The 25,323-nt window shown below is 57.2% G+C and carries 18 protein-coding genes and 1 tRNA gene; 10 read left to right on the top strand and 9 right to left on the bottom strand.

The window, feature by feature from the left end; translation table 11 throughout:
• Window positions 1-36 precede the first annotated feature (36 nt).
• The 4 genes from PbB2_RS10170 to PbB2_RS10155 form a co-directional block, all read right to left on the bottom strand.
• Window positions 37-603 carry a demethoxyubiquinone hydroxylase family protein gene (locus tag PbB2_RS10170; protein ID WP_108985218.1) on the bottom strand — a complete coding sequence of 189 codons (567 nt, stop codon included), beginning with the start codon at window positions 601-603 and terminating at the stop codon, window positions 37-39.
• A complete protein-coding gene (locus PbB2_RS10165; protein WP_108985408.1) occupies window positions 596-1,159 on the bottom strand; it encodes a disulfide bond formation protein B in 564 nt (187 codons plus the stop codon). Before PbB2_RS10165 ends, PbB2_RS10170 begins: the two co-directional genes overlap by 8 nt.
• A gap of 64 nt (window positions 1,160-1,223) precedes the next feature.
• A complete protein-coding gene (locus PbB2_RS10160) occupies window positions 1,224-1,880 on the bottom strand; it encodes an exopolysaccharide biosynthesis protein (protein WP_108985217.1) in 657 nt (218 codons plus the stop codon).
• A 398-nt stretch (window positions 1,881-2,278) separates the two neighbouring features.
• A tRNA-Leu gene (locus PbB2_RS10155) sits at window positions 2,279-2,363 on the bottom strand.
• A 181-nt stretch (window positions 2,364-2,544) separates the two neighbouring features.
• On the opposite strand from PbB2_RS10155, the gene PbB2_RS10150 reads away from it, so the two are divergent.
• Entirely contained in the window at window positions 2,545-2,742 is a 198-nt protein-coding gene (locus PbB2_RS10150; protein ID WP_108985216.1) for a hypothetical protein, read from the top strand.
• Here the strand turns inward: PbB2_RS10150 and PbB2_RS10145 are convergent.
• The 3 genes from PbB2_RS10145 to PbB2_RS10135 form a co-directional block, all read right to left on the bottom strand.
• Window positions 2,739-3,617 (bottom strand): DsbA family protein, encoded by an 879-nt coding sequence (locus PbB2_RS10145; RefSeq protein WP_108985215.1) that lies wholly within the window; start codon window positions 3,615-3,617, stop codon window positions 2,739-2,741. The two genes, PbB2_RS10150 and PbB2_RS10145, sit on opposite strands and share 4 nt — an antisense overlap.
• 50 nt (window positions 3,618-3,667) lie before the next feature.
• Window positions 3,668-5,245 carry a M48 family metalloprotease gene (locus PbB2_RS10140; protein WP_238164963.1) on the bottom strand — a complete coding sequence of 526 codons (1,578 nt, stop codon included), beginning with the start codon at window positions 5,243-5,245 and terminating at the stop codon, window positions 3,668-3,670.
• A 165-nt stretch (window positions 5,246-5,410) separates the two neighbouring features.
• A complete protein-coding gene (locus PbB2_RS10135; RefSeq protein ID WP_108985214.1) occupies window positions 5,411-7,858 on the bottom strand; it encodes an Rne/Rng family ribonuclease in 2,448 nt (815 codons plus the stop codon).
• A 602-nt stretch (window positions 7,859-8,460) separates the two neighbouring features.
• Here PbB2_RS10135 and PbB2_RS10130 point away from each other — a divergent pair.
• From PbB2_RS10130 to PbB2_RS10110, 5 genes are all read left to right on the top strand, one after another.
• The gene (locus tag PbB2_RS10130; protein ID WP_238164962.1) at window positions 8,461-9,714 is read left to right on the top strand and encodes an N-acetylmuramoyl-L-alanine amidase; all 1,254 of its coding nucleotides are present in this window, start codon (window positions 8,461-8,463) and stop codon (window positions 9,712-9,714) included.
• 137 nt (window positions 9,715-9,851) lie between these two features.
• The gene (locus tag PbB2_RS10125; protein ID WP_108985212.1) at window positions 9,852-12,233 is read left to right on the top strand and encodes a penicillin-binding protein 1A; all 2,382 of its coding nucleotides are present in this window, start codon (window positions 9,852-9,854) and stop codon (window positions 12,231-12,233) included.
• 91 nt (window positions 12,234-12,324) lie between these two features.
• Window positions 12,325-13,446, top strand: a complete 1,122-nt coding sequence (gene prfB, locus PbB2_RS10120) for a peptide chain release factor 2 (protein WP_108985406.1) — start codon at window positions 12,325-12,327, stop codon at window positions 13,444-13,446.
• A gap of 9 nt (window positions 13,447-13,455) precedes the next feature.
• Window positions 13,456-15,912, top strand: a complete 2,457-nt coding sequence (gene hrpB / locus PbB2_RS10115; protein ID WP_108985211.1) for an ATP-dependent helicase HrpB — start codon at window positions 13,456-13,458, stop codon at window positions 15,910-15,912.
• Window positions 15,913-15,943: 31 nt separating this feature from the next.
• Window positions 15,944-16,924, top strand: a complete 981-nt coding sequence (locus PbB2_RS10110) for a threonine ammonia-lyase (protein WP_108985210.1) — start codon at window positions 15,944-15,946, stop codon at window positions 16,922-16,924.
• Window positions 16,925-17,008: 84 nt separating this feature from the next.
• Here PbB2_RS10110 and PbB2_RS10105 read toward each other — a convergent pair whose 3' ends face one another.
• Together PbB2_RS10105 and PbB2_RS10100 are read right to left on the bottom strand one after the other, a co-directional pair.
• On the bottom strand, window positions 17,009-17,842 hold the full coding sequence (locus PbB2_RS10105) for a hypothetical protein (RefSeq protein WP_133245778.1): 834 nt from the start codon (window positions 17,840-17,842) through the stop codon (window positions 17,009-17,011).
• Window positions 17,843-18,673: 831 nt separating this feature from the next.
• Entirely contained in the window at window positions 18,674-19,960 is a 1,287-nt protein-coding gene (locus tag PbB2_RS10100) for a TCR/Tet family MFS transporter (protein ID WP_192576283.1), read from the bottom strand.
• A gap of 579 nt (window positions 19,961-20,539) precedes the next feature.
• Between PbB2_RS10100 and gatC the strand changes: the two genes are divergently transcribed.
• From gatC to PbB2_RS10080, 4 genes are all read left to right on the top strand, one after another.
• Window positions 20,540-20,827, top strand: coding sequence for an Asp-tRNA(Asn)/Glu-tRNA(Gln) amidotransferase subunit GatC (gene gatC, locus PbB2_RS10095; protein ID WP_108985207.1), 288 nt, complete (start codon window positions 20,540-20,542; stop codon window positions 20,825-20,827).
• A complete protein-coding gene (gene gatA, locus PbB2_RS10090) occupies window positions 20,828-22,306 on the top strand; it encodes an Asp-tRNA(Asn)/Glu-tRNA(Gln) amidotransferase subunit GatA (RefSeq protein WP_108985206.1) in 1,479 nt (492 codons plus the stop codon).
• 63 nt (window positions 22,307-22,369) lie between these two features.
• Window positions 22,370-23,764 carry an NAD(P)-binding protein gene (locus PbB2_RS10085; RefSeq protein WP_108985205.1) on the top strand — a complete coding sequence of 465 codons (1,395 nt, stop codon included), beginning with the start codon at window positions 22,370-22,372 and terminating at the stop codon, window positions 23,762-23,764.
• Between the two features lie 69 nt (window positions 23,765-23,833).
• Window positions 23,834-25,294 carry a hydroxymethylglutaryl-CoA synthase family protein gene (locus PbB2_RS10080; RefSeq protein WP_108985204.1) on the top strand — a complete coding sequence of 487 codons (1,461 nt, stop codon included), beginning with the start codon at window positions 23,834-23,836 and terminating at the stop codon, window positions 25,292-25,294.
• Window positions 25,295-25,323 lie beyond the last annotated feature (29 nt).

Genomic DNA, 25,323 nt, shown 5'->3' with positions numbered 1-25,323 from the left:
ATTTGGACCTGGTGATGGGCGACCATCTCCAATCGATTAAATCTTCTGGCACACCGCGATGGCGGCCCGGCAACCCGCTTTGATGACAGCTTCCAAGACTGGATGGCCGAACGCCTCCTTGGCACCTTCGGCAATGGCTTGGTCCTTGTGGGCGATTTCTTCGTCGCGGAAGCGGGCAATCATCGCTGCGATTTCAGGCTCGCTGTCTCCCAATTCTTCCAATTGCTCGCGATAATGATCTTCAATCACTTCTTCCACAGCTGCCGTGCAGGCATGGGCGGCCTTTTCCCCCATCAACGCGGTCACCACGCCTAAGCCATAGCCTGCTGCCCCCCATAGCGGCCCAAGCAGCGTTGGCCGCACTTTGCGCGCCACCATTAATTCGTCGAAGGCGGCCTTATGGACGGCCTCGTCGGCCTCTTGTTCGGCCAATTGCGCCGCGATCTTGCGCGCGCCCGGCAGACGGGAAAATACGGCGCGCTGGCCTTCATAAATCCGGGTTGCACCATATTCACCGGCATGATCAACCCGGATCATCTCTGCCAACCGATCCTGCACAAAACGTCGGCCAGGGGCGGCGGGGCGGCTAGAGCGTTCAGACATCGGTTTTCTCCGTCACAATGACTGGCGGGGCGGCGATCAGGCCTTTCGGGAAGAGCACACTCAATCCCGAATAAACCATCAGCTTGAGCGAAATAAGGAAATTCCAGCCAGCCATCGATAGTCCCAAAAACACCCAAGCCGGTTCGTCACAGCGCACCACTTTCATCGGGCCGCTCAAAGCTGCCAACAAATCTGTCGGCATTTTGTTGGCAGACGCCCCAACCCCGCCGCATTCGGCAAGGCCGGGCCACCATTTATATTCCACACCCATATGAAAGCCTGCCACCACGGCCCCGCTCAAAAAAGCCAAGGCCAATAGGAGGTTCATCGCTCTACTGGCGAACACGTGATCTTGCATACGCCGCACCACAAGGGCGAGGCCGGCCACGATGGCAGCGATCCAATAGACTTCGCGCTGATGCAGACAGAGCGGGCAGGGTGCCAACCCGCCAAAACGCTCAAACCCATGGGCGATTGCCAACATCGACAGGCTGGTGGCAAGGGCTATCGCAGGCCATTGGGCAAACACCCAACTGAATAAGGATCGCAGACGCATGGTGAAGATATAGACCTGTGTTGGGTCTGCGAACAGCCCAGCCTGCATTTGTCGACCATGCGGCTTAATGTCCGATGATCTTGGCAATCCAAGGCAGATGTTCACTCACAAATTTGACGGCGAAATCTGCCCCGATGGCGAAAAGCCAGATCAGCCCGGTGAGAAAACCAGTCCATGCCGCCCCCAACAAGACCCCTGCTAATGTGAACAAGCCATCAGTCTGCAGCAGGCCGACAGCGATCAAAGTGATGGCAAGTGACGGGATCGTATTGGTGATCGGCAGCATAATGGTCACGGACGCCAAGGCACATACCAGCCCGACGAGCCGCTCAGCCAGTCCACTCGTCATATAGGTCAAGCGCGGCTTTGACAGCCGTGTCGTCCAGCGCAAGCGCTTGTCGGTGAAATCAGCGATTGCATGAACCCAGGCAGATTTGACCCGGATATTGAGGGCCCAATTGGGCAACCAGACCTCTCTGGCCCCAAATGCCATTTGAATGGCCAGAAGAAAGATTGGAATGGCAATGATTTGTGCGCCAGGCAGGCCGGGCACAAGGCAAGGGATGGCAAACAAGAGGATCAATAGTCCAAATGCACGCTCATCCAATTGGTCGACAATATCGCGCACCTTAGCTCCGTCCGGGCCTGCCAAACGCTTCAAACTGACGATTGTGTCGATGAAACTGGTGGGCTGGGCGGGGGACTGAGTTGGTGCGGTCATGTCCGGTCTATACGCTCCACCCCAAGGCTTGCCAATCTGGCTTTGACACGGGAAAGCGGCAGTGGCGATGAAGGGATTTTGCGGTACAAGGTGCCGGATCGGCTGACGCCGTCCGGGATGACAGGGGTTTGTTTATTTGAGCTCTTTTTGGCGATGTCATCCCCGCAGGAGCGCAGCGAAGAGCGGGGACCCCGTTGGACATGTGCGCACTGAGGTCCCGGATCGGCTTCGCCGTCCGGGATGACATCCACTTTCAAATGCGTGAGACTGAAAAGAATGGGTGCCCGGAACTGGTCTAGTCTCGAACCAGCTCGGCGCAGCCGAGATGCGAGCATTGAGCGAGCCCGCCCCAGCGGCGGCAGAGCGCATCAAAGAAAGCCATTCTGACACAGGAAGAATGGTGCCCCGGGTCGGACTCGAACCGACACTCCTCTCGGAACTGGATTTTGAGTCCAGCGCGTCTACCAGTTTCACCACCGAGGCACAGCGGGAGTTTGTTAGCCGCGGCAGGGTCGGAATGCAATCGGATTATCTGCAAATCGAGGCTGGGATGTGCGACAAGATGACAGCGGGATCCAGCCTGCTTAATGGATAAAATTGCACTTTTTCCGGCAAGTTCACGCTAAAGCCTTCATGCGAAACTGCGCCATCAAAGGAGGGCGTGATGGACGTCAATTCACTGTTGAACGCCAAAATGGCCGCTCAGACCGCCCAGCTTCAAATGGCGGCTTTACGCGCGGTACAAGAAACCCCCGGCCAAGAGCGCGCACTCTCAACGCTGTCGCAAGCCATTCTGCAGAGCCAAGATGCCTTCGCCGTCAGCGCGGCCAAAGCCGTCAGCGGGATTGATATTCTGGTTTAGCCCTTCTTGTCCGGCTTGGCAGGTGGCGGATTTGAGATGTCCACTCCGGCCGTCGCCAGGGCATTTTCCAATTGTTCCTGATCAAAACCAGCAACCAGTTTGCCATTGATGATGAAGCCTGGTGTACCGCCAATCGACAGGTTGGTGGCCTGTTCGCGCATGCCAGCAATGGTCGCATCAACTTGGGGTTTGGCCATATCTGCTTTCAGTCTGTCGAGATTGAGACCAACGGAACTGGCGATTTCGAAAATCTGTTCCTGGTTGAGGTCCCCCCGTGCCGTCATGAGCGCATTATGCATATCAAGATACTTACCTTGATTATGCGCTGCAATCGCTGCGCGGGCTGCCAAGGTTGAGTTCTCGGACAGAATTGGCAATTCTTTGAAGATAAACCGAATATCTTTGCGGGTGGCCATCAGATTTGCCACCCAACCCTGGGCAGCATGGCAAAAGCCGCACTTGTAATCGAAAAATTCAATCACCGTGATCTTGGCATTGGCTGGGCCAAAGCTGAATTGGGCATGGTCACGCTTCAAGGTCTGGAAGGCCGCTGCCACACGCTCATTTTGTGCCCGTGCTTGGCGGCTTTCAAACGAGCGTTGAGCTTCCAAGAGGATGTCAGGATTGGCCACCAATTCATCGCGGATGAGAGCACGAACTGCGGCCTGTTGTTCTGGCGTCAAGGCTTTGAGCACGTCTGCCGCGGCGGTCGAGCCGGTTGCGCCAGCCGGAGATTCAGCAGGCTTGCTCGCCGTTTTCTCCGCAGGTTTTGAGCAACTAACCACAAGGCCCATTGCAAGACTGATCGCCAACAGCGAAATGGAACGAACAGGGCGCATCAGCATCTCCACATAGCCGGTTGGATATGAGTTCATCGCGCAGGCAAGAACGACCGGACTTTCACTCTGATTCTAGCGGGTAACTCTTAATGATTTGCGTGTGTATGATCATGAGAATGGGCTGATTCTGGGTCGGCGATGTCGACCTTGCGCATCAAGAACGGGCCAGAAAGCCTGTTTGGTGCTGTCGACGTGACGGCTTGCATGCTCAAGCCAGCCTCGGGCAAATAGGTCAGCGGGCGGTTTTCGCCGGGCCTGCGCCCTGCGCGGATGCCAGCTTCACGTGTGATGGTTGAGATATCAAAAGCCCGCCGCCATTCGGGTGTGGCGCGGACCAGATTGCGCATGGCTAAGTCCGAGAAACGGTTGGCCCGCGCCAGATCGCCCAGATTATAAGCCTCTTCGGCTGTAGCGAGCCTTGCAAGGCCGACTTGTCCATTGCGATCGGCCACAACTGCAAGCTGGTTCCAGGCGAAGGCATTGTTGGGTTCAAGCCTCAAAGCTGTGCGCAAGCTGGTTTCGGCTTCACCGCGCAAATCCGCCCGCTCGGTGGCAAGGAGTGACCGGGCAAGCCCAATATGAAGCAAAGCTTCATTGGGGGCGAGATTAACCGCCCGCCGATTTGGCTCGATCGAGGCTTCAGCCTTGCCGTTCTCATAATAGATTTGGCCCAGCAATTCATGGAAGAAAGGATTGTTGGGCTGTTCGGCAATGAGTTTTTCAGTTTCGCGTACAGCAGTCGTCAGATCAGGTGCGCGAAAGGCTGCTACCGCTCTTGCATAGCGGGCATAGATCGACTGGTCTGACTGAGGGTATTTCAGAAAAGTGCGTGCCGGGGTGTAAAGGAAGGCTTGGATCTTTGCCTGCATCATTTTGAGCCGGTCGATATCTTCGGGCGTATCGCGTTTATCGCGATTGACCTGCTCATTGACCCGGTTCTGCAGCGCCTGAATGCGATCACCCGACAATGGGTGGGAGCGGAAATAAGGGTCTCGACGCGCGTCCGCCAAAATCTCATTATAGCGGAACTTTTCAAAAAACTCGACAAGTCCCCGTCCGGATTGACCCGTCTTTTCGAGGAAAGTCACCGCGGCTTGGTCCGCACTGCTCTCTTGTACCCGTGTGAAGGTGAAAAAGCTCAACATGGCAAATTGTTGTGAACTGGCCAGCAGGGCGGCCCCCGCATCAGGTGCGCCCGCAGCAATGGCCAAAAGCCCAAGTGCGATGGTGACATAGGCGGGGCGCATCGCTTCGCGGATATTGGCGTCCGAGCGGGCCAGATGACCGCCTGAAATGTGGCCAGTCTCGTGTGCAATGACGCCTTTGAGCTGGTTGGGTGTTTCAGTCTCTAGGATCAGGCCGGTATGAATAAAGACATTCTGACCATTGGTGACAAAGGCATTGAGCGTCTTGTCACCCACGATATAGATGCGCACGTCATTGGGAACCAGCCCGGCCGCAGCAAAGATCGGATCGGAATAATCCCGCAAAGTGCGCTCGATTTCAGCATCACGCACCAAAGACTGAGCTTGGGCAGGAAGTGAACCCAGCGCAAGCGCCGCCGCCAAACCGACCTGCCACGCCAATCGCGAGAGCGACATCGCAGGTTTTCCAGCCCGCGTTATAAAGCGTGTCGCAGCAGGGGTCTCTTTCAGCTTGGTCATGTTACCTGCTCAATCTATTCATCCTGTCGCGCACTCAAGTCGCTGAGGTCCGATTGTTTTCAAGGATAATGGGGCAATTTCGCGGCAAGCTCTCACTCATAACCACAAACGGCCAGACCCCGAAACCGGAATCTGGCCGCCTGTCATGACCTTCTCCAGAACGGTCTATTTGCCGAACAGCTTTTGGGCATTGCGTGACCACCAGCCGGTCCGGCGAGGACCCGGTGGGGCTTCTTCGACCGGTTCTGCGGCAGGCGCCTCAACAATTGGTGTTTCCGGGGGTAAAGCTTCGGGCGCAGCATCGCTCGTGGTTGGAGCGGGGGCTGAATCCTCCGACTTTGCCTTTGCCGCCTTTGTCGCCCGCTTAGCGGGTGCCTTTTTCGACTTGGGAGCTTCTTCAACAGCCACAGGTTCAGCCACATCCGCAATTACTTCTGCAGCTGGTGCAGCGTCTTCTGGGGCAGGGGTGGCTTCAGCCTCTGCTGCCTTTTTCCGGCCTGGTCGCTTACGCTTGGCTGGTGCTTCAGCTTCCGGCAACGGTGCGATCACCGCGTCGAACGGAACCGAGACCTCGACCGCACTCTCGGGCAGATCAATTGTCTCCATCCCGGCAATTTCAGCCGGTGCGGCCTCATCGCCGTCGGCTTGAGACATACGTTGAGCCTCACCCTCGCGCCGACGCCGTCCACCCCGGCGGCCGCGGCGGCGGCGACGTCGGGCTTGTGTTTCAGCGGGGGTTTCGCCTTCCAGCGGTGCATCCTCGCTATCCCCGGCAGCCTCGTCGCCCTCGCTGGCCTCAGCCGCTTCTTCGGTCTCTGGTGCTTCTTCGCGACGGCCACCACGGCGACGACGACGACGGCGTTTGCCGCCTTCGCGACCACCCTCCGCTTCGCCGGTTTCGCGACTTGACACGGCCTCATCCTCGTCAGACTCTGACTCAGCTTCAGCGTCATCATCATCCTCGCTGATGATTTCCTCATCCTCGTCAGCCGGTTCGTCGATTTTTACATAGACCGGCACGAAATCATCCTCGGGCATTTCCTCGCCAAGATCGATGATTTCAAAACGGAATTGACCAGGATTCATGTCCGATTCCGCAAAGACCCGAACCACCAAGCCACGCTCCTGCATCAAACGTGACAAGTGATCGCGCTTCTCATTCAATAAATAGAGCGCGGTCTGGATGTCGGCATGCAATGCAATTTCGCTGCCTTGACGGCTGGCAACAGCGGCTTCAACAGCACGCAAGGCTTGCAGGCTGGCGGACTCGGGTGAGCGGACCCGCCCTGTCCCTTCACAGGTCGGGCAGACGTGGCTGGAGCCCTCCAATACCCCTGTTCGGCGACGCTGGCGGGAGATTTCCAAAAGGCCAAAGCCGGAAATCTTGCCCATCTGGACGCGGGCGCGGTCAAAGCGCAATGCATCCTTCATCCGCTTTTCCACCGCACGGTCATTGCGGCTTTCTTCCATGTCGATGAAGTCAACCACTACCAAACCAGCCAGATCGCGCAGACGCATCTGGCGGGCGGCTTCCTCGGCAGCTTCCAGATTGGTCTTGAGTGCGGTGGATTCGATAGACCGCTCCCGCGTGGAACGGCCCGAATTGACGTCAATCGCAACCAAGGCTTCGGTTTGATTGATCACGATATAGCCACCCGAACGCAATTGCACGACGGGTGAGTGGATGTTCTCAAGTTGGCTTTCCACCTTCATGCGCGAAAACAAGGGCGTGGCGGCCTTGTATTGCTGCACTTTCTTGGCGTGGCTCGGCATCAGCATTTTGATGAAGTCTTTGGCCTCGCGATAGGCTTCTTCGCCCTCAACCAAGATGGCGTCGACATCCTTATCATACAGGTCTCGGACCGCGCGCTTGACCAAATTGTCTTCTTCATGGATCAGCGCCGGGGCGATCGACTTCATCGTCCGGTCGCGGATATCGTCCCAAAGGCGCAGCAAATATTCATAGTCGCGCTTGATCTCGGTTTTGGTGCGCTTGGCCCCCGCCGTGCGGATGATCAAGCCCATGCCTTTGGGGACTTCCAACTCCGAAATGACGGACTTCAAGCGCTTGCGGTCACCGGCTGCGGTAATCTTGCGTGAAATGCCGCCCCCACGAGGTGTGTTGGGCATCAAGACGCAGTAACGACCGGCCAGCGACAGATAGGTGGTTAGCGCCGCGCCCTTATTGCCTCGTTCTTCCTTGACGGCTTGAACCAGCATAATTTGGCGACGGCGAATGACTTCCTGGATTTTATACCGACGTTGTGCCGCGCGACGGGCGCGCACCTGCTCGTCATCGCCATCGCTTTCCTCATCCAGTGCGGCTTGGGCCGCTTCTTCGGCCAGAATCGCTTCGCGGTCTGCTGCTGGAATCTGATAATAGTCGGGATGGATTTCGCCGAAGGCCAGAAAGCCATGACGATTACCACCATATTCGACAAAGCCGGCCTGAAGCGAGGGTTCAACCCGGGTTACTTTGGCAAGATAGATATTTCCACGAATTTGCTTCTTGGAAGCGGACTCAAAGTCGAAGTCGTCGATCTGGTTTCCCGCGAGCACGACGACCCGGGTTTCCTCCGGGTGAGCCGCGTCGATCAGCATTGTTTTGGACATAGGTAAAAGCTCCAGCGCACAGTCCCGACCGCTGGGCAACGCAGTGGCGTCGTCTCCCGGTTGGTAAGCGCGAATATGATAGGGTTAGGGGTAAACGTCGGCGCTGAACGAAGCGCGATGGAAAAGCAGTCAGCAAGCCGCTTCCGAGTGGCCGGCATGGGGGGGCAGCTTGCCCCATCATGTGCCTGGAGACCCAGAACTCTTCAACAAGAGTGGCCCGTACTGTCATCGCCGCAGAGCGTCCCGACTTAAGAATATGCCCGAAGGCACATTGCGTGAACTGGTCTGGATTTGGCGTTCTTGCGCGCAAATCCGGTTCCAAAAAGACAATAAGATGCAGACCCATTACGATCCACTTCTCATCGCCGCCTACACTGCCTCACTTCGGTGTGAAAAGAAAGCACGACTTGCTCTCTGATTCCACATTGGACATATCCGTCGGGTTAGAGGTATCAAGTCTGGCCTATTTCAGCACGGATTCGGCAGCCAGACCTTCTATGAAGATTTTGTCTTATCAAAGGGTGTTCGCCGCCCTCTTACGCGCAGTGCGCCGCCCGTCCGCTTCTTGGCATCGATGGGGGCTTGTTGCTGTTTTAGGCTTGGTGCTGGCATCCCTCACGCTTGGTTGGGCCAATGTCGGCCTCTGGTCCGGTTCAGAGCGTGCAAGCGCAGTCAGAAATGGTCAGGCTCAGGCCCAGGTTTCTAACGCCCCGGCCAATCGCAACATGGCCCGCGTGAGCGCGATCGAGACCAGCCAAACCACAGATGCAACGGTGTTGAGCATCAGGCTCGACCAGAATATCACCTATCGTCTGTTTGCCCTCTCAAGTCCGTCACCTCGAATCGTCATTGACATGCCGCGTGTGAATTGGGGCCTTGGCAATGGCAAGTCTGGGGTGCTGGTTGGCCAAGGTGGCATTTCCCAGATCCGCTTTGCCGACAAGTCTCAAACCGAATCGCGCATTGTTCTGGACCTCACGGGGCCTATGCGGGTTCGCAAACAGGAGATTGTTGGCGTCCTGGGTGGCCGCCAGTTGCGGCTTGAATTGGTGCCAACCAATCCGAAGACTTTTGTTACCGCAGCCCCACCTCCCAAGCCCAAAGTGGTGGAAAAGGCGCAGACCGTTCCAAGCCCTATTCGCCCTGGAACAGCCGGGCGCCGCTTTGTGGTGGTGATTGATCCTGGTCATGGCGGCAAAGACCCCGGCGCGACAGGGATTTCTGGCGCGCTGTATGAGAAAGAAGTCACTTTGGCCAGCGCGCTGTTGTTACGCGATTACCTCAAACGCGACCGGCGGTTTGATGTCATACTGACCCGCGATACGGATGTCTTTTTAACTCTTGAGCGCCGCATTCTAATTGCACGCGACCGCCGGGCGGATTTGTTTATTTCGCTTCACGCCGATTCAGCTCCGGCAGGGTCCCGTGCGGTGGGGGCGACCGTCTACACATTGTCTGAGGCGGGGGGGCAAAGGGCCCGCCAGCTTCTCAATAATGACAATTGGTCAATTGCGCCGCCCAATCAAACCAGTGACAAGTCCGTTATCGAGATTCTGCGCGATCTAACCCAGCGTGACACCAAAAACCAATCGGCAATCTTCGGCCAGTCTTTGATCGGGGAAATCCGCCGGATTGGCCCGGTGACCCAAACGTCTCACCGGCGTGCGGGCTTCTTCGTTCTGCTCTCGCCACGGGTTCCGGCGGTTCTGCTTGAAATGGGCTTTATGTCCCACCCTGAGGACGAAGCGCGATTGGCCAATCCCCAATTCCGTAGTCGCCAAATGGCCGCAACCGCCAAAGCGATCAGCGATTATTTCGACCGTGTACAGGTTGTCACAGGGTCGGGCGCAAAATAATCCAGCCAAGCGCCTGATGTCGGGTGGTAAGATATCGGTGGCACTTCTACTGGATTTGTCCGCTTTAACTTGGCTTCCAAGCAGGCCATAAGGGGCAGGAGTCGGCGGCACATCAGCCCATAACGGATCAGTGGACAATGCGTGTCTATTTGAAAATCATGGCCCTGACCGTTTTGGTCGGCATTGCAGCAGGTGTGATCGGTGCGATCATCCTGGTGCAAATGGCTTTGCATGGTTTGCCCGACCACCAGAAACTGGCAAATTACCAGCCAGCTGTATCCAGCACCATTTATTCTTCAGATGGTCGTCAGATTGGCTTGTTTGCGCGCCAAAACCGTTCCTACATTCCGATTGAACAGGTCCCCGACCATGTGATTGCCGCCTTTATGGCAGCCGAGGACAAGGACTTTTACTCCCATTCCGGTGTCGATTTAATGGGGGTCGCTCGGGCTGTTGTGTTCAACATTTCCAATTTGGGTGAACGTCGGATGCAGGGGGCATCGACCATCACCCAGCAGGTTGCCGAAAACGTCTTGCTTTTGGATGCAGCCAAGGGCTCCACTTTAGACAAGATTTTGGCCAAGATCCGCGAAGGTCTGGTGTCAATCCGCATTGAAGAGGTCCTGACCAAGGACCAAATCATGGAAGTCTATGTCAATCAAATCTTTTTGGGTTTCCGTTCCTACGGCGTCCAAGCTGCCGCTCAGACTTATTTTGGCAGGGATGTACGCGATCTGACGATTGCTCAAGCCGCCTATCTGGGGGCCTTGCCCAAAGGACCCAATAATTACAACCCGTTGCGGCATATGGATCGGGCGTTGGCACGGCGCAATTGGGTGATCGGCCAGATGGCCAAGAATGGCTTCATTACCGCTCAGCAGGCCAGCGCGGCCTTGGCTGAACCTCTGACAGTCAATCCAAACCCTCGCGGCAGTTGGACTGATCCGGAAGCGGGTGAATTTGTCGAAGAAGTTCGCCGCGATTTGATCCGCCGTTTTGGCAAGGACGCACCTTATTCGCGCGGCTTCATTATTCGTTCCACGGTGGATTTGGACAAGCAGAAATATGCCCGTGAGGCTTTAGCTGCCAGTCTCAATCGCCTTGATCCTCGCAGAGCTCGCGGCTTTACTGGGCCGGTGGGCATGATGCGCGTCAGTGGAGACTGGGCCAGCCGTCTGGCAAAGGCACGCTATTGGCGGCCAGATCCGAGCGCCGTTCTGGGGATTGTGCTCGATGATGCGCAATCTTTCGGTCTCACCAATGGGACCAAAGTGGCTATTCCACAGGCCGATAAAGATTGGGCGCTGCGTTCGGCCAAACCCTTGAGTGATGGGGCTTTGGTGTGGCTCGGCCGCCGCGATGATGGTACACTTCAATTGCAACGCCATCAGGGAATCCAAGGCGCTTTGGTGTCGATTGATGTCCATACCGGAGCAGTCATCGCCATGGCTGGCGGCCTTGATGTTGAAGATTCAGGCTTTAACCGCGCAACCCAGGCCAAGCGCCAGCCTGGCTCTTCTTTCAAGCCGATCATTTACGCTGCAGCGCTTGAGCAAGGTTTGACGCCCGATACCGAGATTTCGGACGAAAAGATCGAAGGCGGCGGGTGGAGCCCTGAAAATGCTGACCGCCGCTTTTATGGTGTCATGACTTTGCGTCAGGCCTTGGTGATGTCGCGCAATACGGTGACGGTGCGCATCGCACGACGCATCGGCATGCGGCGCGTGGCCGATTATGCCCGCCGTTTTGGCGTGTATGACGATTTACCCAATGATTTAACCATGGCTTTGGGGGCAGGGGAAACCACTGTGCTGCGGCTGACCTCGGCTTTTGCAGTTTTCCCCAACGGGGGGCGCTATATCCCTCCTGTCTTCTATGACCGGTTGCAAGACCCCCGAGGCAAAACCGTGTGGCGCTCGGACCGTCGTTCGTGTCTGGCCTGCGAGGGTGCCTTAAATCTTGAACAGGGTCCGCCGCGGATGGAGCCCTGGGGCGTCCAGGTGGTGTCGCCGCGCACCGCGTGGGAAATGACCAGTATTCTGCAAGATGTGGTCTTGCGCGGGACTGGGCGTGGAGCCGATATCGGTCGTCCGGTTGCAGGAAAGACCGGGACCACGAGTGACTATAAGGATGCTTGGTTTGTTGGCTTTTCCCCGTCGATCGCCACGGGTGTCTATGTTGGCTATGACCTGCCACGTACCATTTATGAAGGGGCCTCAGGTGGGCCGGTGGCCGGGCCAATCTTCAAGCAATATATGACCCAAGCCCATGCAGGCCGTCCGGTGGAGGAATTTGTGGTCTCCCCTGAAGTGAAGCGTGAGATTGAAGCCGAAGCACGGATGAATGTGTTGACGGGATTGGGGAACAAGCCTTCCAGCGCGCTGCCGTCGCCTGTTCCATCTGCTGTGCCAAGGATTGAGCCTGTTAAGGCGGCTGGTGTGCCGGCCACTGCCCCAGCGGTGATTGAAGAAGCGCCGCCGCCGTCAACCGGTGCCCCGCCAACCGACCAAGAAGGCTGACACCCTCAATACTACCCTTTATTCCCGTCTGGACGGACAGATCGGGCTTGCTTATGTCCGCCTTTGGCGGAAATGGATGTGGAGAAATTTGATGCGCGCCGAACTTGAAGCGCTCAGTCGGGACATTACCAAGTCGGTCGCGCTCTTGCGCCGCCGACTTGATTGGGATGTTGCATTGCGCCGCCTTGATGAGCTTGATGCCCTCAGTGAAAGCCCTGATCTGTGGAATAATCCCCAAGAAGCCCAAACCCTGATGCGTGAGCGCAATCGCGTCCAGGCAGCGGTCGAAGCTGTCAAGCAATTGGAACGGGACTTATCCGATCATGTTGAGCTGGCCGAAATGGCCGAAGCCGAAGGTGATGAGGATATGATTGAAGAAGCGCGCAAGGGTTTGGCTGACGCCAAAGCGCGCGCTGACCGGGCGGAGTTGGAAGCCCTGCTCTCGGGTGAAGCCGATGGCAATGATGCCTATCTGGAAATCAATGCCGGGGCCGGGGGAACCGAAAGTCAGGATTGGGCAAGTATCTTGAGGCGTATGTATGCGCGTTGGGCGCAAAGTCGCGGGATGACGGTTGAGGAGATCGAAGAAAGCCCGGGTGAAGAAGCAGGGATCAAATCCTCGACATTGTTGATCAAGGGCGAAAATGCTTTTGGCTGGCTCAAGACCGAATCGGGCGTGCATCGTTTGGTCCGGATTTCCCCGTTTGACAGTGCCGCCAAGCGCCACACCAGCTTTTCCAGCGTCTGGGTCTATCCGGTGGTGGATGATGCGATCGTCATTGATATTCCCGAGAAGGACGTGCGGATCGACACCTATCGGGCTTCAGGGGCAGGGGGGCAGCACGTTAACAAGACTGACTCTGCGGTGCGTATCACCCACTTGCCGACCGGCATTGCGTGTGCCTCGCAGCAAGAGCGCAGCCAACACAAAAACCGAGACATTGCTTGGAAAATGCTGCGCGCGCGATTGTATGAACTGGAATTGCAAAAGCGCGAAGCTGCCGCCAACGCGCTGGAAGATCAAAAGACAGATATTGGTTGGGGCCATCAAATCAGATCCTATGTGCTCCAGCCCTATCAGATGGTGAAAGACTTGCGCACCGGGGTTGAAACCTCCGACACATCCGGCGTGCTGGATGGTGACTTAGACATGTTTATGGCAGCCTCGCTGGCCCAACGTGTGGGCGTGGCTTCTGACCCCGACGCCGACTAGGTCAGTCCTATGGCGGTGATCCCGCAAGACTTGCCGGTTGTTGCGGTTTTGGGCCAGCTAATGGCTGCTCTGGCCACATTTAACAAGGCTGTCTTGGTGGCTCCGCCGGGGGCTGGGAAAACCACCACCGTACCGCTGGCCCTGCTTGATCAACCTTGGCTTGATGGGCGCAAAATCCTTCTTTTGGCTCCGCGGCGATTGGCAGCAAGGGCTGCGGCAAGCCGGATGGCTGCGCTCTTGGGAGAGCCAGTCGGACAAACCGTGGGCTACCGCGTACGCCTTGACCAGAAAGTCTCAGCCCGGACCCGTATTGAAGTCATCACCGAGGGCATTTTGACCCGTCGGATGCTGTCAGACCCTGAGTTGGCAGATGTCGGAGCTGTCGTGTTTGACGAAATCCACGAGCGGCATTTGGAAGCCGATGTTGGCTTGGCGCTGGCGCTGGATATCCAGTCGGGTTTGCGAGAAGATCTGCGCCTGCTGGCCATGTCTGCGACACTTGAAGCAGGTCGACTGGCAGCGCAATTGGGCGGTGCGCACATTATCGAAAGCTTAGGGCGCTTGTTCCCGATTGAGACACTATATGTCGGTCGCAACCTCGACAGCCCCATTGAGGTGCAGGCGGCTCAAACAGCCCTGCGTGCTCTGGGAAGAGGCCCGGGTGATGTGTTGGTTTTTCTGCCCGGCACCGCAGAAATCAGTCGGGCGGCGGAGTTTTTGGCCGGCCGGACTGGCTCCGACGGGCCCTTGGTTGTCAGCCTGCACGGCAGTTTGAGTCTGGCCGACCAAGACCAAGCCTTGAAAAGGGCTGGTGCTGGGAGGCGCAAAATCATCTTGTCCACAGCGATTGCCGAGACCAGCCTCACCATCGATGGGGTACAGATTGTCGTAGATGCAGGCCTGTCGCGTCGTCCGACCTATGAGCCCGAATCGGGGCTGACCCGTTTGGTGACAGTCCGTTCCAGTCGGGCAGCAAGTGACCAGAGGCGGGGACGGGCGGGACGTACTGCGCCCGGACAATGTTATCGGTTATGGGAAGAAGCCGAAATGGGTGCATTCCCGGCCTATGATCGCCCCGAAATTCTCGAAGCCGATCTTGCCCCATTGGTCCTGACCTTATCGGCTTATGGCGTCCATGATCCAGCCAGTCTGTCCTGGCTCGACCACCCGCCACGGCCTGCTTGGCAGGAGGGTGTAAGGCTTCTGACCCAGCTTGACGCCTTAAGCGAGGGGCAGCGGCCAATGCTGACCGATCATGGTCGTGCTTTGGCCGGTTTCGGTTTGCCTCCGAGGCTGGCCCATATGATTGTGCGCGGGGCGGAACATGGTTTTGGCCGGACTGCAGCTCATGTTGCAGCCCTCTTGAGTGAACGGGGTTTGGGCGGGCAGATGATTGATCTTGAGCAGCGGCTCCTAAACCTCGCCCGCGACCGTTCCCCGCGCGCTGAAAAAGCCCGTCAGCAGGCCGAGGGCTGGGCCCGCCATGTCGCAGCAGCCGAGGATATAGCGCCAGCAATGGTGGGGATGGCGCTGGCGCTTGCCTATCCGGAACGGGTTGCCAAAGCCCGTGACCGGCGCGGTGGCTTCATTCTGGCAAATGGGAGTGGCGGCGAGATCCCGGCCGAAGAGGCACTGGCCGCTCACGCATTTCTGGCAGTCGGCACGTTGCAGGGTAAAGCGGCAAATGCCCGCATCAGTGAGGCCGCCCATCTGGACCGCGCTGATCTTGAGGCTCTTTTTGCTGCTGAGATCACCACCCAAAACATGGTCCAATTTGACCGTAATCGTGGCAGTGTGCAGGGCCGCCATCAACGGCGATTGGGGGCCATCGTGCTGGAAGAGCGGCCAATCCAGCTGGCTTCCGATGAGATTGAGGCTGGTCTATTTGATGCTGTAAGGACACATGGACTTGAGCTTTTACCTTGGTCAGATCGTGCCCGCGCCCTGCGCCAGCGCCTAAGCTGGCTGCATGATCGTGACCCAGACACTTGGCCCCAAGGCCGCCCCGACGGGTTGGTGGAGGACCTTGCCCAGTGGCTAGCACCAGCTTTGGTCGGTTGTCGCGCCTTGGGGGAGGTCGACGTGGCGGCCGCGCTGGAGATGTGGCTGGGCTGGGCCGGATGCCAAGCGCTTGACAAGGCAGCGCCCAGCCATTTCGAAACCCCGCTCGCGACCCGCCATCGCATTGATTATAGTGCCGAACAAGGCCCGACAGTCGATGTTCGCGTCCAGGAATTATATGGATTGACAACCCATCCCATGCTGGAGAATGGCCGCGTGGCGCTGGTATTCCAATTGTTATCGCCTGCCCATCGGCCCATCGCAGTCACTGCCAATCTGCCGCAATTCTGGCGTGCGGGCTGGCTGGATGTGCGCAAAGATATGAAGGCGCGCTACCCCCGCCATGTCTGGCCAGAAGATCCCGCGACTGCGCAACCCACAAGCCGGGCTAAACCAAGGACTTGACCGTGTGGCTCAAGCAGGAGAGGGAAGAAACATGGACCTTCCAACTTTTGCTGATGTGCTAGAAGCTGATCGCCGGATCAGGCCCCTGGCGCTTGAAACCCCGCTTTTACGTGCTGATGCGCTGGATCAGGCCACGGGCGGCCAGATTTTTGTCAAAGCTGAATGTCTGCAACCGCGCGGTGCCTTCAAGATCAGAGGCGCAGCCAATGCGCTCCTCAAAATTCCTCCGGCTGAGCGCGCCAAAGGCGTGGTGGCATTTTCTTCCGGCAATCACGCCCAAGGCATTGCCTATGTCGCCCGCCATCTGGGCATGGCCGCCACGATTGTGGTGCCGTCTGACGCTCCCAAAAGCAAACTTGCCGCCGTGGAGGCAGATGGCGGCACCATTGTGACCTATGATCGTGTGCTGGAAAGCCGCGAGGCAATTGGAGAAGAAATTGCCAGTCGCACGGGAGCAACCCTGGTACCACCATTTGATCATCCTGATGTCATTGCCGGACAGGGAACCTGTGGGCTTGAGATTGTGCGTGAGGTCAATGCACTTGGTCTTGAGCTTGATGGTTTGGTTGTATGTGCCAGCGGGGGCGGATTTGCTGCCGGCATCGGCCTTGTGTTGGAAGAACTCACCCCATCTACCCAGCTTTACGGGGCTGAGCCCTTTTCCCATGATGATCTGACCCGCTCGCTTGCTGCTGGGCACCGCGTATCGAATGAACCAGGCACCCGCAGCATCCAAGACGCCCTGATGACCCAACAGCCCGGGGAATTGACGTTTGAGATACTCGCTCGGGTCGGGACAAAAGGTGTTGTGGTTACAGATGATGATGTGCTGCATGCTATGGCCTTTGCGTTTAAACATCTGCGCATTGTGATTGAGCCCGGCGGTGCAGCGGCCTTGGCAGCCGTGCTGACGGGCAAGATTGCGGCCAAAGGCAAGACGATTGCGGTCACAGCCAGTGGCGGGAATGTCGACCCCGACATGTATATGCGCGCTTTGGCGATCAAGCTTTAGCCGCGCGTCCGCTGGTGCCAGCGGCCTCAGTTGCCCTAAACCCAACACCCCCACCCCCGCTTGAACACCAAAGCAGGGTCACAGCTACAATAAGGTGATCATGGGTACTGGCCAGCGGCGGGGTGGGGGTAAGGGCGGGGGACGACTTCGGCTTTTCTGGGTGATCTGAAAGCCCATGGCATCGAAGGTGGCGCTGATTTCATGGCCGCGTCGGGCCATGATGCGGGGTCGCTCTTCAGGGGCAAGCATGGGGCCGGGACGGCGGCGTGCGAGGGAGAAGGCCAAGCGCTTGGCCTTGGCCTGGGGGTCGGTGGCGATGGCCTGCAGCAAGTCCAAGCGCCGCAACCAGTGGCCGATGGGTACAGGGGCGGGGGCAAAGTAAAAGGGCCGGGCTTGGCCTGTGATGGCCCTGTCCAGCGCCTCAAACCGCTGGGAGAGCGTGTCCGGATGGGGCAGAAACGGGGCCGGAAACACCCGAAAACCTGGCGTGCGAACAGAAGGTTTGCGCGCCTTCTTGCGGCGCAGGTTTTCAACCTGCGGCTTGGCGACCAATTCATGCTCCAGATCAAGCGCCATCAGGATCAATATCCGGCGCAAGAAGGCCTCCAACGCGCGCACCCCCGCCCGCAAACGTGCGGCCACCGCCTTGCGCACAAAGTGTGGCCGTTCCCACAGATTGTCCTTTGCCAAGACATGGCTATGCAGCTGCAAGGCCAAGGACAGCACAAAGGCAAAGGGGGCAAGCGAGAAGGCCATCACACCATCATGGCTGGGATGTTGTGCGGTGGGATAGATTGGAACGATCTCCCCCCCACCCACCTCGCTGTCATCCCGGACGGCGATAGCCAATCCGGGACCTTGTGGCGCACGTGCGTATGGAGGTCCCCGCTCTGCGCTGCGCTTCGGCGGGGATGACATCGTTTAGAGTTGGTTGCATTTATAAATGGGTGTCATCCCGGACGGCGAAGCCGATCCGGGACCTTGTGCCGCACGTGCGCATGGAGGTCCCCGCTCTTCGCTTCGCTTCGGCGGGGATGACATCGTTTGGAGTTGGTTGCATTTATAAATGGGTGTCATCCCGGACGGCGGTAGCCGATCCGGGATCTTGTGCCGCAAAAGCGTAAGCAGGTCCCCGCTCTTCGCTGCGCTTCGGCGGGGATGACATTGTTAAAAAAGTTAAATTATACATAGCGGTGTCATCCCGGACGGCGCAGCCGATCCGGGACCTTGTGGCGCACATGCGCATGGAGGTCCCCGCTCTGCGCTTCGCTCCGGCGGGGATGACATTGTTAAAAAAGTTAAATTATACATAGCGGTGTCATCCCGGACGGCGAAGCCGATCCGGGACCTTGTGGTGCACATGCATAAGGAGGTCCCCGCTCTTCGCTGCGCTTCGGCGGGGATGACATCGTTTAGAGAAGATTTTTGTCTCGAAGCGCTTTGGTGCCCATTCTGGTCACCAAACCGCAACCTCAATTGTTCTTGCGACACCTGGGTGGTCAAGTGTCGGTTTTCTTCGAAAACCGATCGCACCGCGACGCAGCAAAGCTGCGCACTTGACGACCCAGATGTCGCGCTCAAACTAGCTGAGCCGTTTTGGTGAAACACAGGTTTCACCAAACGGTTCCAAATGGAAATCAACAAACCTCAGTCATCCCGGACGGCGGTAGCCGATCCGGGATCTCATGAAGCTAATACACAAAAAGGTCCCCGCTCTCCGCTTCACTCCAGCGGGGATGAGAATCTGGCCTAGGATTGCGCCAAGGCCTGATCGGCCCTGAATTGGCGCGCACTGGTAAGTGCGATCAGGGTCGCAATGATCAGGCAAATACAGGACAAGCCTAATGCAAGGCCGGGCAGGGTAGTCGCGCGATCGGCGGCAATTGACCAAGCAAATATCGCAGTAAAGACAATCGGGCCAACCATGCTTGTGCCAGCTTGAACAGCCCCGATAGCGCCTTGCAGGCGGCCTTGTTCGTCTGGTCCAATCTGACGGGTCAGCAAGGATTGAATGGCTGCGCCATAAATGCCCGCGAGCGAGGCAATGGGCACGCACATCCACAACACATATTGATTGGGTGCCCACGCATAGAGGCCATAGCCCAAGGCCCCCAGAATAAGTCCCAATACCAAGGTCGAGACTTCCCCCAATTTTCGGATGATGGGGCCAACCAACCCACCTTGCACGATGGCTGAACTTAAACCCACCAGTCCCAAAGTTAGGCCTGCCACGTCAGGTCCCCAACCGTAACGATAAAAGCCATACAGGACGAATGTGGTCGGATAAACCACTTGGGCAAAATCACACAGGCCGCGAATGATCGCCAAAGTTAGGATACGTGGATTGGTCCACAGGAAATGGATCGAGCCGATTGGGTTTGCCCGAACCAAGTCAAACGGACGCCGATGTTCCGGCTTGAGCGATTCTTTGAGCAGGATTAGGCCGAAGAAGCCGTTGAATGTGCACAGGCCTGCGGCCACGAAGAACGGCAGGTGCAGGTTGATCTTTCCCAGAAAGCCACCAATCGCAGGGCCCAGAATAAAGCCCAGGCCGAAGGCAGCCCCCAGCATGCCGAATTTCTGCGCCCGGCTTTCAGGCGGTTCGGTGTCAGCTACATAAGCATTGGCAGTCGACCCCACAGCGCTTACCGCTCCGGACAATGTGCGCGCCAACAACAAGGCCCAGAAGCTGGGCGCAAATGCCGTGATCAAATTGGCCGCTGCCTGCCCAAAGTTGGAAATGAGAAGAATGGGTTTGCGCCCGATCTGATCTGAGAGCCCACCCATAATGGGCATAGAAACAAATTGCATAAAGGCCCAGAAGAGCCCGAAAATGCCAATCATATGGGCTGCCTCGCCAACATCGCCACCGGTCATTTGTTTGAGCAGGTTGGGCAAGACTGGCACAATGAGGCCCAGAGCGAGCATATCGAGTGTGATTGTCACAAAAACAAAGACAAAGCCGGATTTTGTTGAAGCGGGATGGGAAGAATTCACAGAATCATCCTCAAAAAAAGCCTGACTTACCTGACGCATGACCATCCAGCAGTCAACGACCATAGGTTAAGCCTAAAAAAGCGTCACACAATGGTGCTATGCAGTCGTGCGGGATGACAATTTTGCAGGTTTTGTCTAACCTTAAATGACAGACGGGGGTGGCATACTTACCCCTGGGTAGAATTGTGGGTGTCGGCTCAAGATCATGATTGCCATGACGTATGAGAAGGCGTCGCTTGGCGCTGCAACGAAGGGCCAAGCAGAAGCGATTGTCGGGAAATATAGTGGGGTTTGAGGTTAGTTATGCGTGATTTAATTCATTCGGCCGCACTTTGGGTCGTCCTGTGTAGTTTGGTATTGTTTTCGTCTATGTCGGATGCGCAGGACGCCTACGCTCAGCACATGAAAATCTGCCCAAGTGATGTCAGCCTCACAAATCTCAGCAGCCTTGTGTGCCGCGACCAAGCTGTGGTTTCGGCCAACACACTTCCCTGAACTTTTCAGACCGCAGACACGCAGATTTCTGTGTCAGCTTACCTCCAGCAGCAACTGGCCAGAATCCTTGCTCTTGGTCGCCTAAGTCGCTAGCGACAGGGCGACAACAAGGACCCTAATTCCATGGCAGTAGATGCAAATACCGTGCGTCGTGTCGCGAGGCTGGCGCGCATTCATGAACCCGAAGAGCGATTGGAAGCGCTGGCAGGGGAATTGAACACCATTTTGGGCTGGATCGACATGCTCAATGAGGTTGATATTGACGGGGTGGAGCCCATGACCTCGGCGGTCGAAACCACGCTGCCACTGCGTGAGGATGTCATCAGTGATGGTGACCAGGCTGCTGCCATTGTGGCCAATGCGCCAGCAAGCGCTGATGGTTTCTTTGTTGTGCCGAAAGTGGTGGAATAAATGAGCAAGCTGACCGAATTGACATTGGCCGCCGCCCGCGACGGCCTGGCCAAAAAGGCCTTCTCGGCGGTCGAACTGGCCACAGCGTTCAACCAAGCGATTGAAGCCGCCAATCCCAGTCTCAATGCCTATGTGCTGACCACGCCCGAAAAGGCGTTGGACATGGCAGCCGCCTCAGATGCGCGCTTGAAAGCGGGCAATGCGGGCAAGCTTGAAGGCATTCCCCTCGGCATCAAGGATTTGTTTTGCACACAAGGTGTGCGGGCGACAGCTTGCTCCAACATTTTGGGCGAGTTTGCGCCAACCTATGAAAGCACGGTGACCAGCCAGCTTTGGCGCGATGGGGCTGTGATGCTGGGCAAGCTCAATATGGATGAGTTTGCCATGGGCTCGTCCAATGAAACCAGCCGTTTTGGTCCTGTCGTTAATCCGTGGAAGCGCCAAGACGGGGCCAATGCCGCGCTAACCCCCGGCGGCTCGTCGGGTGGATCGGCTGCGGCGGTGGCGGCTGATTTGTGCTTGGGGGCCACGGCCACCGATACTGGTGGCTCGATCCGTCAACCCGCTTCCTTTACTGGGACAGTTGGCATCAAGCCAACCTATGGCCGGGCCAGCCGCTATGGCATTGTCGCTTTTGCCAGCTCGCTTGATCAAGCAGGCCCGATTGCCAAGAATGTGCTCGACAGCGCCATTCTCTTGGAAAGCATGTGCGGCCATGATCCGAAGGATTCCACCAGCCTGCAGGTTCCAGTGCCCGATTTTGCCGCCGCCGTCAGCCGCGGGGTGAAGGGGCTGCGCATTGGGGTGCCGAAAGAATATCGCGTCGACGGCATGCCAGAGGCAATTGAGAAGCTGTGGAGCGATGGGATTGCCTGGCTTAAAGATGCCGGGGCCGAGATTGTTGATGTCTCGCTGCCGCACACCAAATACGCCTTGCCTTGCTATTATATCGTCGCCCCTGCGGAGGCCTCCTCAAACTTGGCCCGCTATGATGGCATGCGCTTTGGCAAGCGTGTGGCAGGCAACACATTGACGGAGACCTATGAGCAAAGCCGCGCGCAGGGTTTCGGCAATGAAGTGAAGCGGCGCATTTTGATCGGCACCTATGTGCTGTCGGCTGGCTATTATGATGCCTATTATCTGCGTGCCCAACGCGTCCGCAGCCGGATTGCAGAGGATTTCCGGCAAGCCTGGCAGAAATGCGATGCGCTTTTGACCCCGACAGCCCCGTCAGCAGCTTTCGGTCTGGGTGAGAAGAGCGCCGACCCGATCCAAATGTACCTCAATGACGTCTTCACCGTGACGGCCAATTTGGCAGGACTGCCGGGGATTTCGGTCCCCGCCGCGCTGGATGCACAAGGGCTGCCCTTGGGGCTGCAAGTCATTGGCAAGGCGCTGGATGAGGAAACCGTCTTTGCGGTGGCAGGCGTCCTTGAAGCCCAAGCTGGCTTCACGGCCAAGGCCAAGCCCTGGTGGTAATCCTGCCGGCAAGTCGCTAAGCTGTCCTGATTGGGACTGGACGTGCCGCAGGAAGGGTCATTGATGGAAACCGATTATTTGATCGTGGGGGCTGGGGCCGTTGGTCTGGCCTTTGCCGACACATTGCTCGATGAAACCAAGGCCCACATCACCATTGTCGACCGACATGGCAAGCCCGGCGGGCACTGGAATGATGCCTATAGCTTTGTGACATTGCACCAGCCGTCAGCCTTTTACGGGGTGAATTCGCTGCGGCTTGGTGAGGATCGGATTGATCAAAGCGGGATCAATAAGGGTTTGTATGAATTGGCTTCTGGGCCTGAGGTCAGCGGCTATTTTGATAAGGTGATGAACCAGCGCCTGCTGCCCAGTGGCCGCGTCCGCTATCTGCCCATGACCGATTATCGCGGCGATGGTCTTTGTGTTTCTCTGCTGTCAGGCCAAGAAACCCATATTCAAATCCGCAAGAAGACGGTGGATGCGACCTATTTCGGCACGACGGTTCCGTCCACCCATCAGCCCAAATTCCACATTGAGGCGGGCGTGGACTTCATGCCGCTCAATGGTCTGCCGCATTTGTGGAAGCGCGGGGCCGACATGCCCAAGCATTTTGTGATTGTCGGGGCAGGCAAGACGGGCATGGATGCTGTGTGCTGGCTTCTGGCGTCGGGGGCTGACCCTGACAGCATCAGTTGGATCATGCCACGGGATTCCTGGCTGCTTAATCGACGCAAGACCCAGCCCGGGCTTGAGTTTTTTGAAGAAACTATCAAGGGCCAAGCTGATATGATGGAGGCCTGTGCACTGGCCAAAGATGTCGATGATCTGTTTGACCGGCTGGAAGCCTGCGGTGTCATGTTGCGGATCGACCCCATGGTGCGCCCGACAATCCATCGCTATGCCACCGTGTCAGAAGGTGAGGTGGCGCAATTGGCCCGGATCAAAAAAGTGATCCGCAAGGGCCGGGTCAGCGCCATTTCCCCCACTCTGGTGAGTTTGGAAGGGGGGACGGAAGCCTTCGGCCCCGGCACGCTCTATATTGATTGCTCGGCCAGCGCGGTTGAGGATCGCCCGCCCGTGCCGGTTTTTCAAGAAGGCCTGATCGTGCCGCAAATGATCCGCATTCCTCAACCGGCCTTTAGTGCCGCACTTACTGCCTATGTTGAGGCCCATTATGATGATGATGCCAAGAAGAATAGCCTCTGCGGCTCCATTCCGTTACCGCGCCAATTGATCCAATATCCCCGTGCTGTCTTGGGCAATATGATGAACCAAATGGCCTGGAGCCAGGACCCGCACTTGCGCGACTGGATCCGCGAATCCCGGCTGGACGGGTTTGGCAAAGTGATCGCCTCGGTCGATCCATCTGACAGCGCCCGCATGGCCATTTTGAAGAAGTTTCGCCAGTTCGCCATGCCCGCGGCGGCCAATCTAACCAAATTGATCCCGCCATCTTGAAAAGGTTACGACCTCGGGCCACAAAGGGGTCTGACAAGAACCAAAACAAGTTTCAGGGAGATTGGCGCCATGATCGGCATCACGGCTTATGGGGCCTATGTGCCCCGCTTGCGCTTGCAGAAAAAAGCCATGGCACAGGCCAATGCGTGGCTTGCACCCAATCTGATGGGCAAGGCAAAGGGCGAGCGCTCCTTTGGCAATTGGGATGAGGATGCGATCACGTTTGCCGTCGAAGCAGCCCGTGACGCGCTGGGCAATGATGATGACCGTTCCCACATCAAGGCGCTTTACTTTGCCTCCACCACGGCTCCATTCGCAGATCGTCTGAATGCGGGGATTGTGCAGGCCGCTTTGACGCTGGATGCCACTATTCAGGCTGCTGACATATCAGGGTCACAAAAAGCTGGACTGACAGCTCTGGCTCAAGCCCTCTGTGTGGCCCAAGCCGCACCCAATGGGGCCCATCCGGCCATTCTGGTCGCCGCCGGTGATCGGCGCGTACCCAAAGCCGTTTCCGCCCAAGAGTTTGACTATGGCGACGGGGGCGCTGCCATGGTGGTTGGTCGCGACCAGATTCTGGCCGAATGGCTGGGCGGGGCAGCCAGTACGGTTGATTTTGTCGACCATTTCCGGGGATCGGATGAGGATTTCGATTATCATTGGGAAGAGCGTTGGATCCGAGACGAGGGTTTTCAAAAGATCGTTCCCCCGGTTCTTAAGCGCGCTTTGGCCAATGCTGGGCTTGAGCCTGCCCACATTGACCATTTCATTTTGCCAAGCACATTCAAAGGTGTGGCTGAAGGTCTTGCCAAGAAAATTGGCCTGAAACCAGAAGCGGTGGTTGATAATCTCGCAGCCCAAGTCGGGGAAACAGGCTGTGCCCATGGCCTCCTGATGCTGGCAGGCGTTCTTGAAAAAGCCCATCCTGGCCAGACCATTCTGGTGGCCCAATTTGGCCAAGGCTGTGAGGCTTTGGTGTTTAAGGTCACAGACGAGATTGCCACTTTCAAACCAGCCAAAGGCCTGTCGGGCTGGTTGGCCAACCGCAAGGAAGAAACCAGTTATATGAAATATCTTGTGTTCAATGGTCTGGTTGAGTGGGACAAGGGGATGCGGGCAGAGAAGGACAATAAGACCGCGCTGACCACGCTTTATCGCTATAATGATGGCATACTGGGTCTGGTGGGCGGCAAGTGCAAAGTCACCGGCACGGTTCAATATCCCAGAACCCGGATTTCGGTTGCGCCCAATGCGCCTGAAGTCGATACCCAGGAACCCTATAAGTTTGCTGAGCGGGCGGCCCGGATTCTGACCTATTCAGCCGATTATCTGACCTATTCCATGAACCCACCCAATCACTATGGTCAGATCGATTTTGACGGGGGTGGGCGGATCTTCATGGATATTGCCGATGTCGAACCTGGCGAAATTGACAGTGGCACAGAGGTGCGCATGGCCTTCCGGGTTAAAGAATGGGATGACCGGCGCGGCTTCACCCGTTATTTCTGGAAGGCTGTGCCGGTTCGGTGATTTAAAGCGCGCGTCTGTAACTTTCCGGT

Origin of the sequence: Candidatus Phycosocius bacilliformis, assembly GCF_003112735.1 — a bacterium.
Lineage (GTDB): Bacteria > Pseudomonadota > Alphaproteobacteria > Caulobacterales > Aquidulcibacteraceae > Aquidulcibacter > Aquidulcibacter bacilliformis.
The sequence above is the reverse complement of the archived record's forward strand: the minus strand, read 5'-3'. Positions and strand labels throughout refer to the sequence as shown.

Bases quoted from the DNA above. Each gene is read 5' to 3' on its own strand.
- hrpB (WP_108985211.1), top strand. From the start codon at position 13,456: ATGGCGGTGATCCCGCAAGACTTGCCGGTTGTTGCGGTTTTGGGCCAG.
- prfB (WP_108985406.1), top strand. From the start codon at position 12,325: ATGCGCGCCGAACTTGAAGCGCTCAGTCGGGACATTACCAAGTCGGTC.
- PbB2_RS10145 (WP_108985215.1), bottom strand. From the start codon at position 3,617: ATGAACTCATATCCAACCGGCTATGTGGAGATGCTGATGCGCCCTGTT.
- PbB2_RS10100 (WP_192576283.1), bottom strand. From the start codon at position 19,960: ATGCGTCAGGTAAGTCAGGCTTTTTTTGAGGATGATTCTGTGAATTCT.
- gatC (WP_108985207.1), top strand. From the start codon at position 20,540: ATGGCAGTAGATGCAAATACCGTGCGTCGTGTCGCGAGGCTGGCGCGC.
- PbB2_RS10150 (WP_108985216.1), top strand. From the start codon at position 2,545: ATGGACGTCAATTCACTGTTGAACGCCAAAATGGCCGCTCAGACCGCC.
- PbB2_RS10165 (WP_108985408.1), bottom strand. From the start codon at position 1,159: ATGCGTCTGCGATCCTTATTCAGTTGGGTGTTTGCCCAATGGCCTGCG.
- PbB2_RS10170 (WP_108985218.1), bottom strand. From the start codon at position 603: ATGTCTGAACGCTCTAGCCGCCCCGCCGCCCCTGGCCGACGTTTTGTG.
- PbB2_RS10135 (WP_108985214.1), bottom strand. From the start codon at position 7,858: ATGTCCAAAACAATGCTGATCGACGCGGCTCACCCGGAGGAAACCCGG.
- PbB2_RS10080 (WP_108985204.1), top strand. From the start codon at position 23,834: ATGATCGGCATCACGGCTTATGGGGCCTATGTGCCCCGCTTGCGCTTG.
- PbB2_RS10085 (WP_108985205.1), top strand. From the start codon at position 22,370: ATGGAAACCGATTATTTGATCGTGGGGGCTGGGGCCGTTGGTCTGGCC.
- gatA (WP_108985206.1), top strand. From the start codon at position 20,828: ATGAGCAAGCTGACCGAATTGACATTGGCCGCCGCCCGCGACGGCCTG.
- PbB2_RS10140 (WP_238164963.1), bottom strand. From the start codon at position 5,245: ATGACCAAGCTGAAAGAGACCCCTGCTGCGACACGCTTTATAACGCGG.
- PbB2_RS10125 (WP_108985212.1), top strand. From the start codon at position 9,852: ATGCGTGTCTATTTGAAAATCATGGCCCTGACCGTTTTGGTCGGCATT.
- PbB2_RS10110 (WP_108985210.1), top strand. From the start codon at position 15,944: ATGGACCTTCCAACTTTTGCTGATGTGCTAGAAGCTGATCGCCGGATC.
- PbB2_RS10105 (WP_133245778.1), bottom strand. From the start codon at position 17,842: ATGTCATCCCCGCCGAAGCGCAGCGCAGAGCGGGGACCTCCATACGCA.
- PbB2_RS10160 (WP_108985217.1), bottom strand. From the start codon at position 1,880: ATGACCGCACCAACTCAGTCCCCCGCCCAGCCCACCAGTTTCATCGAC.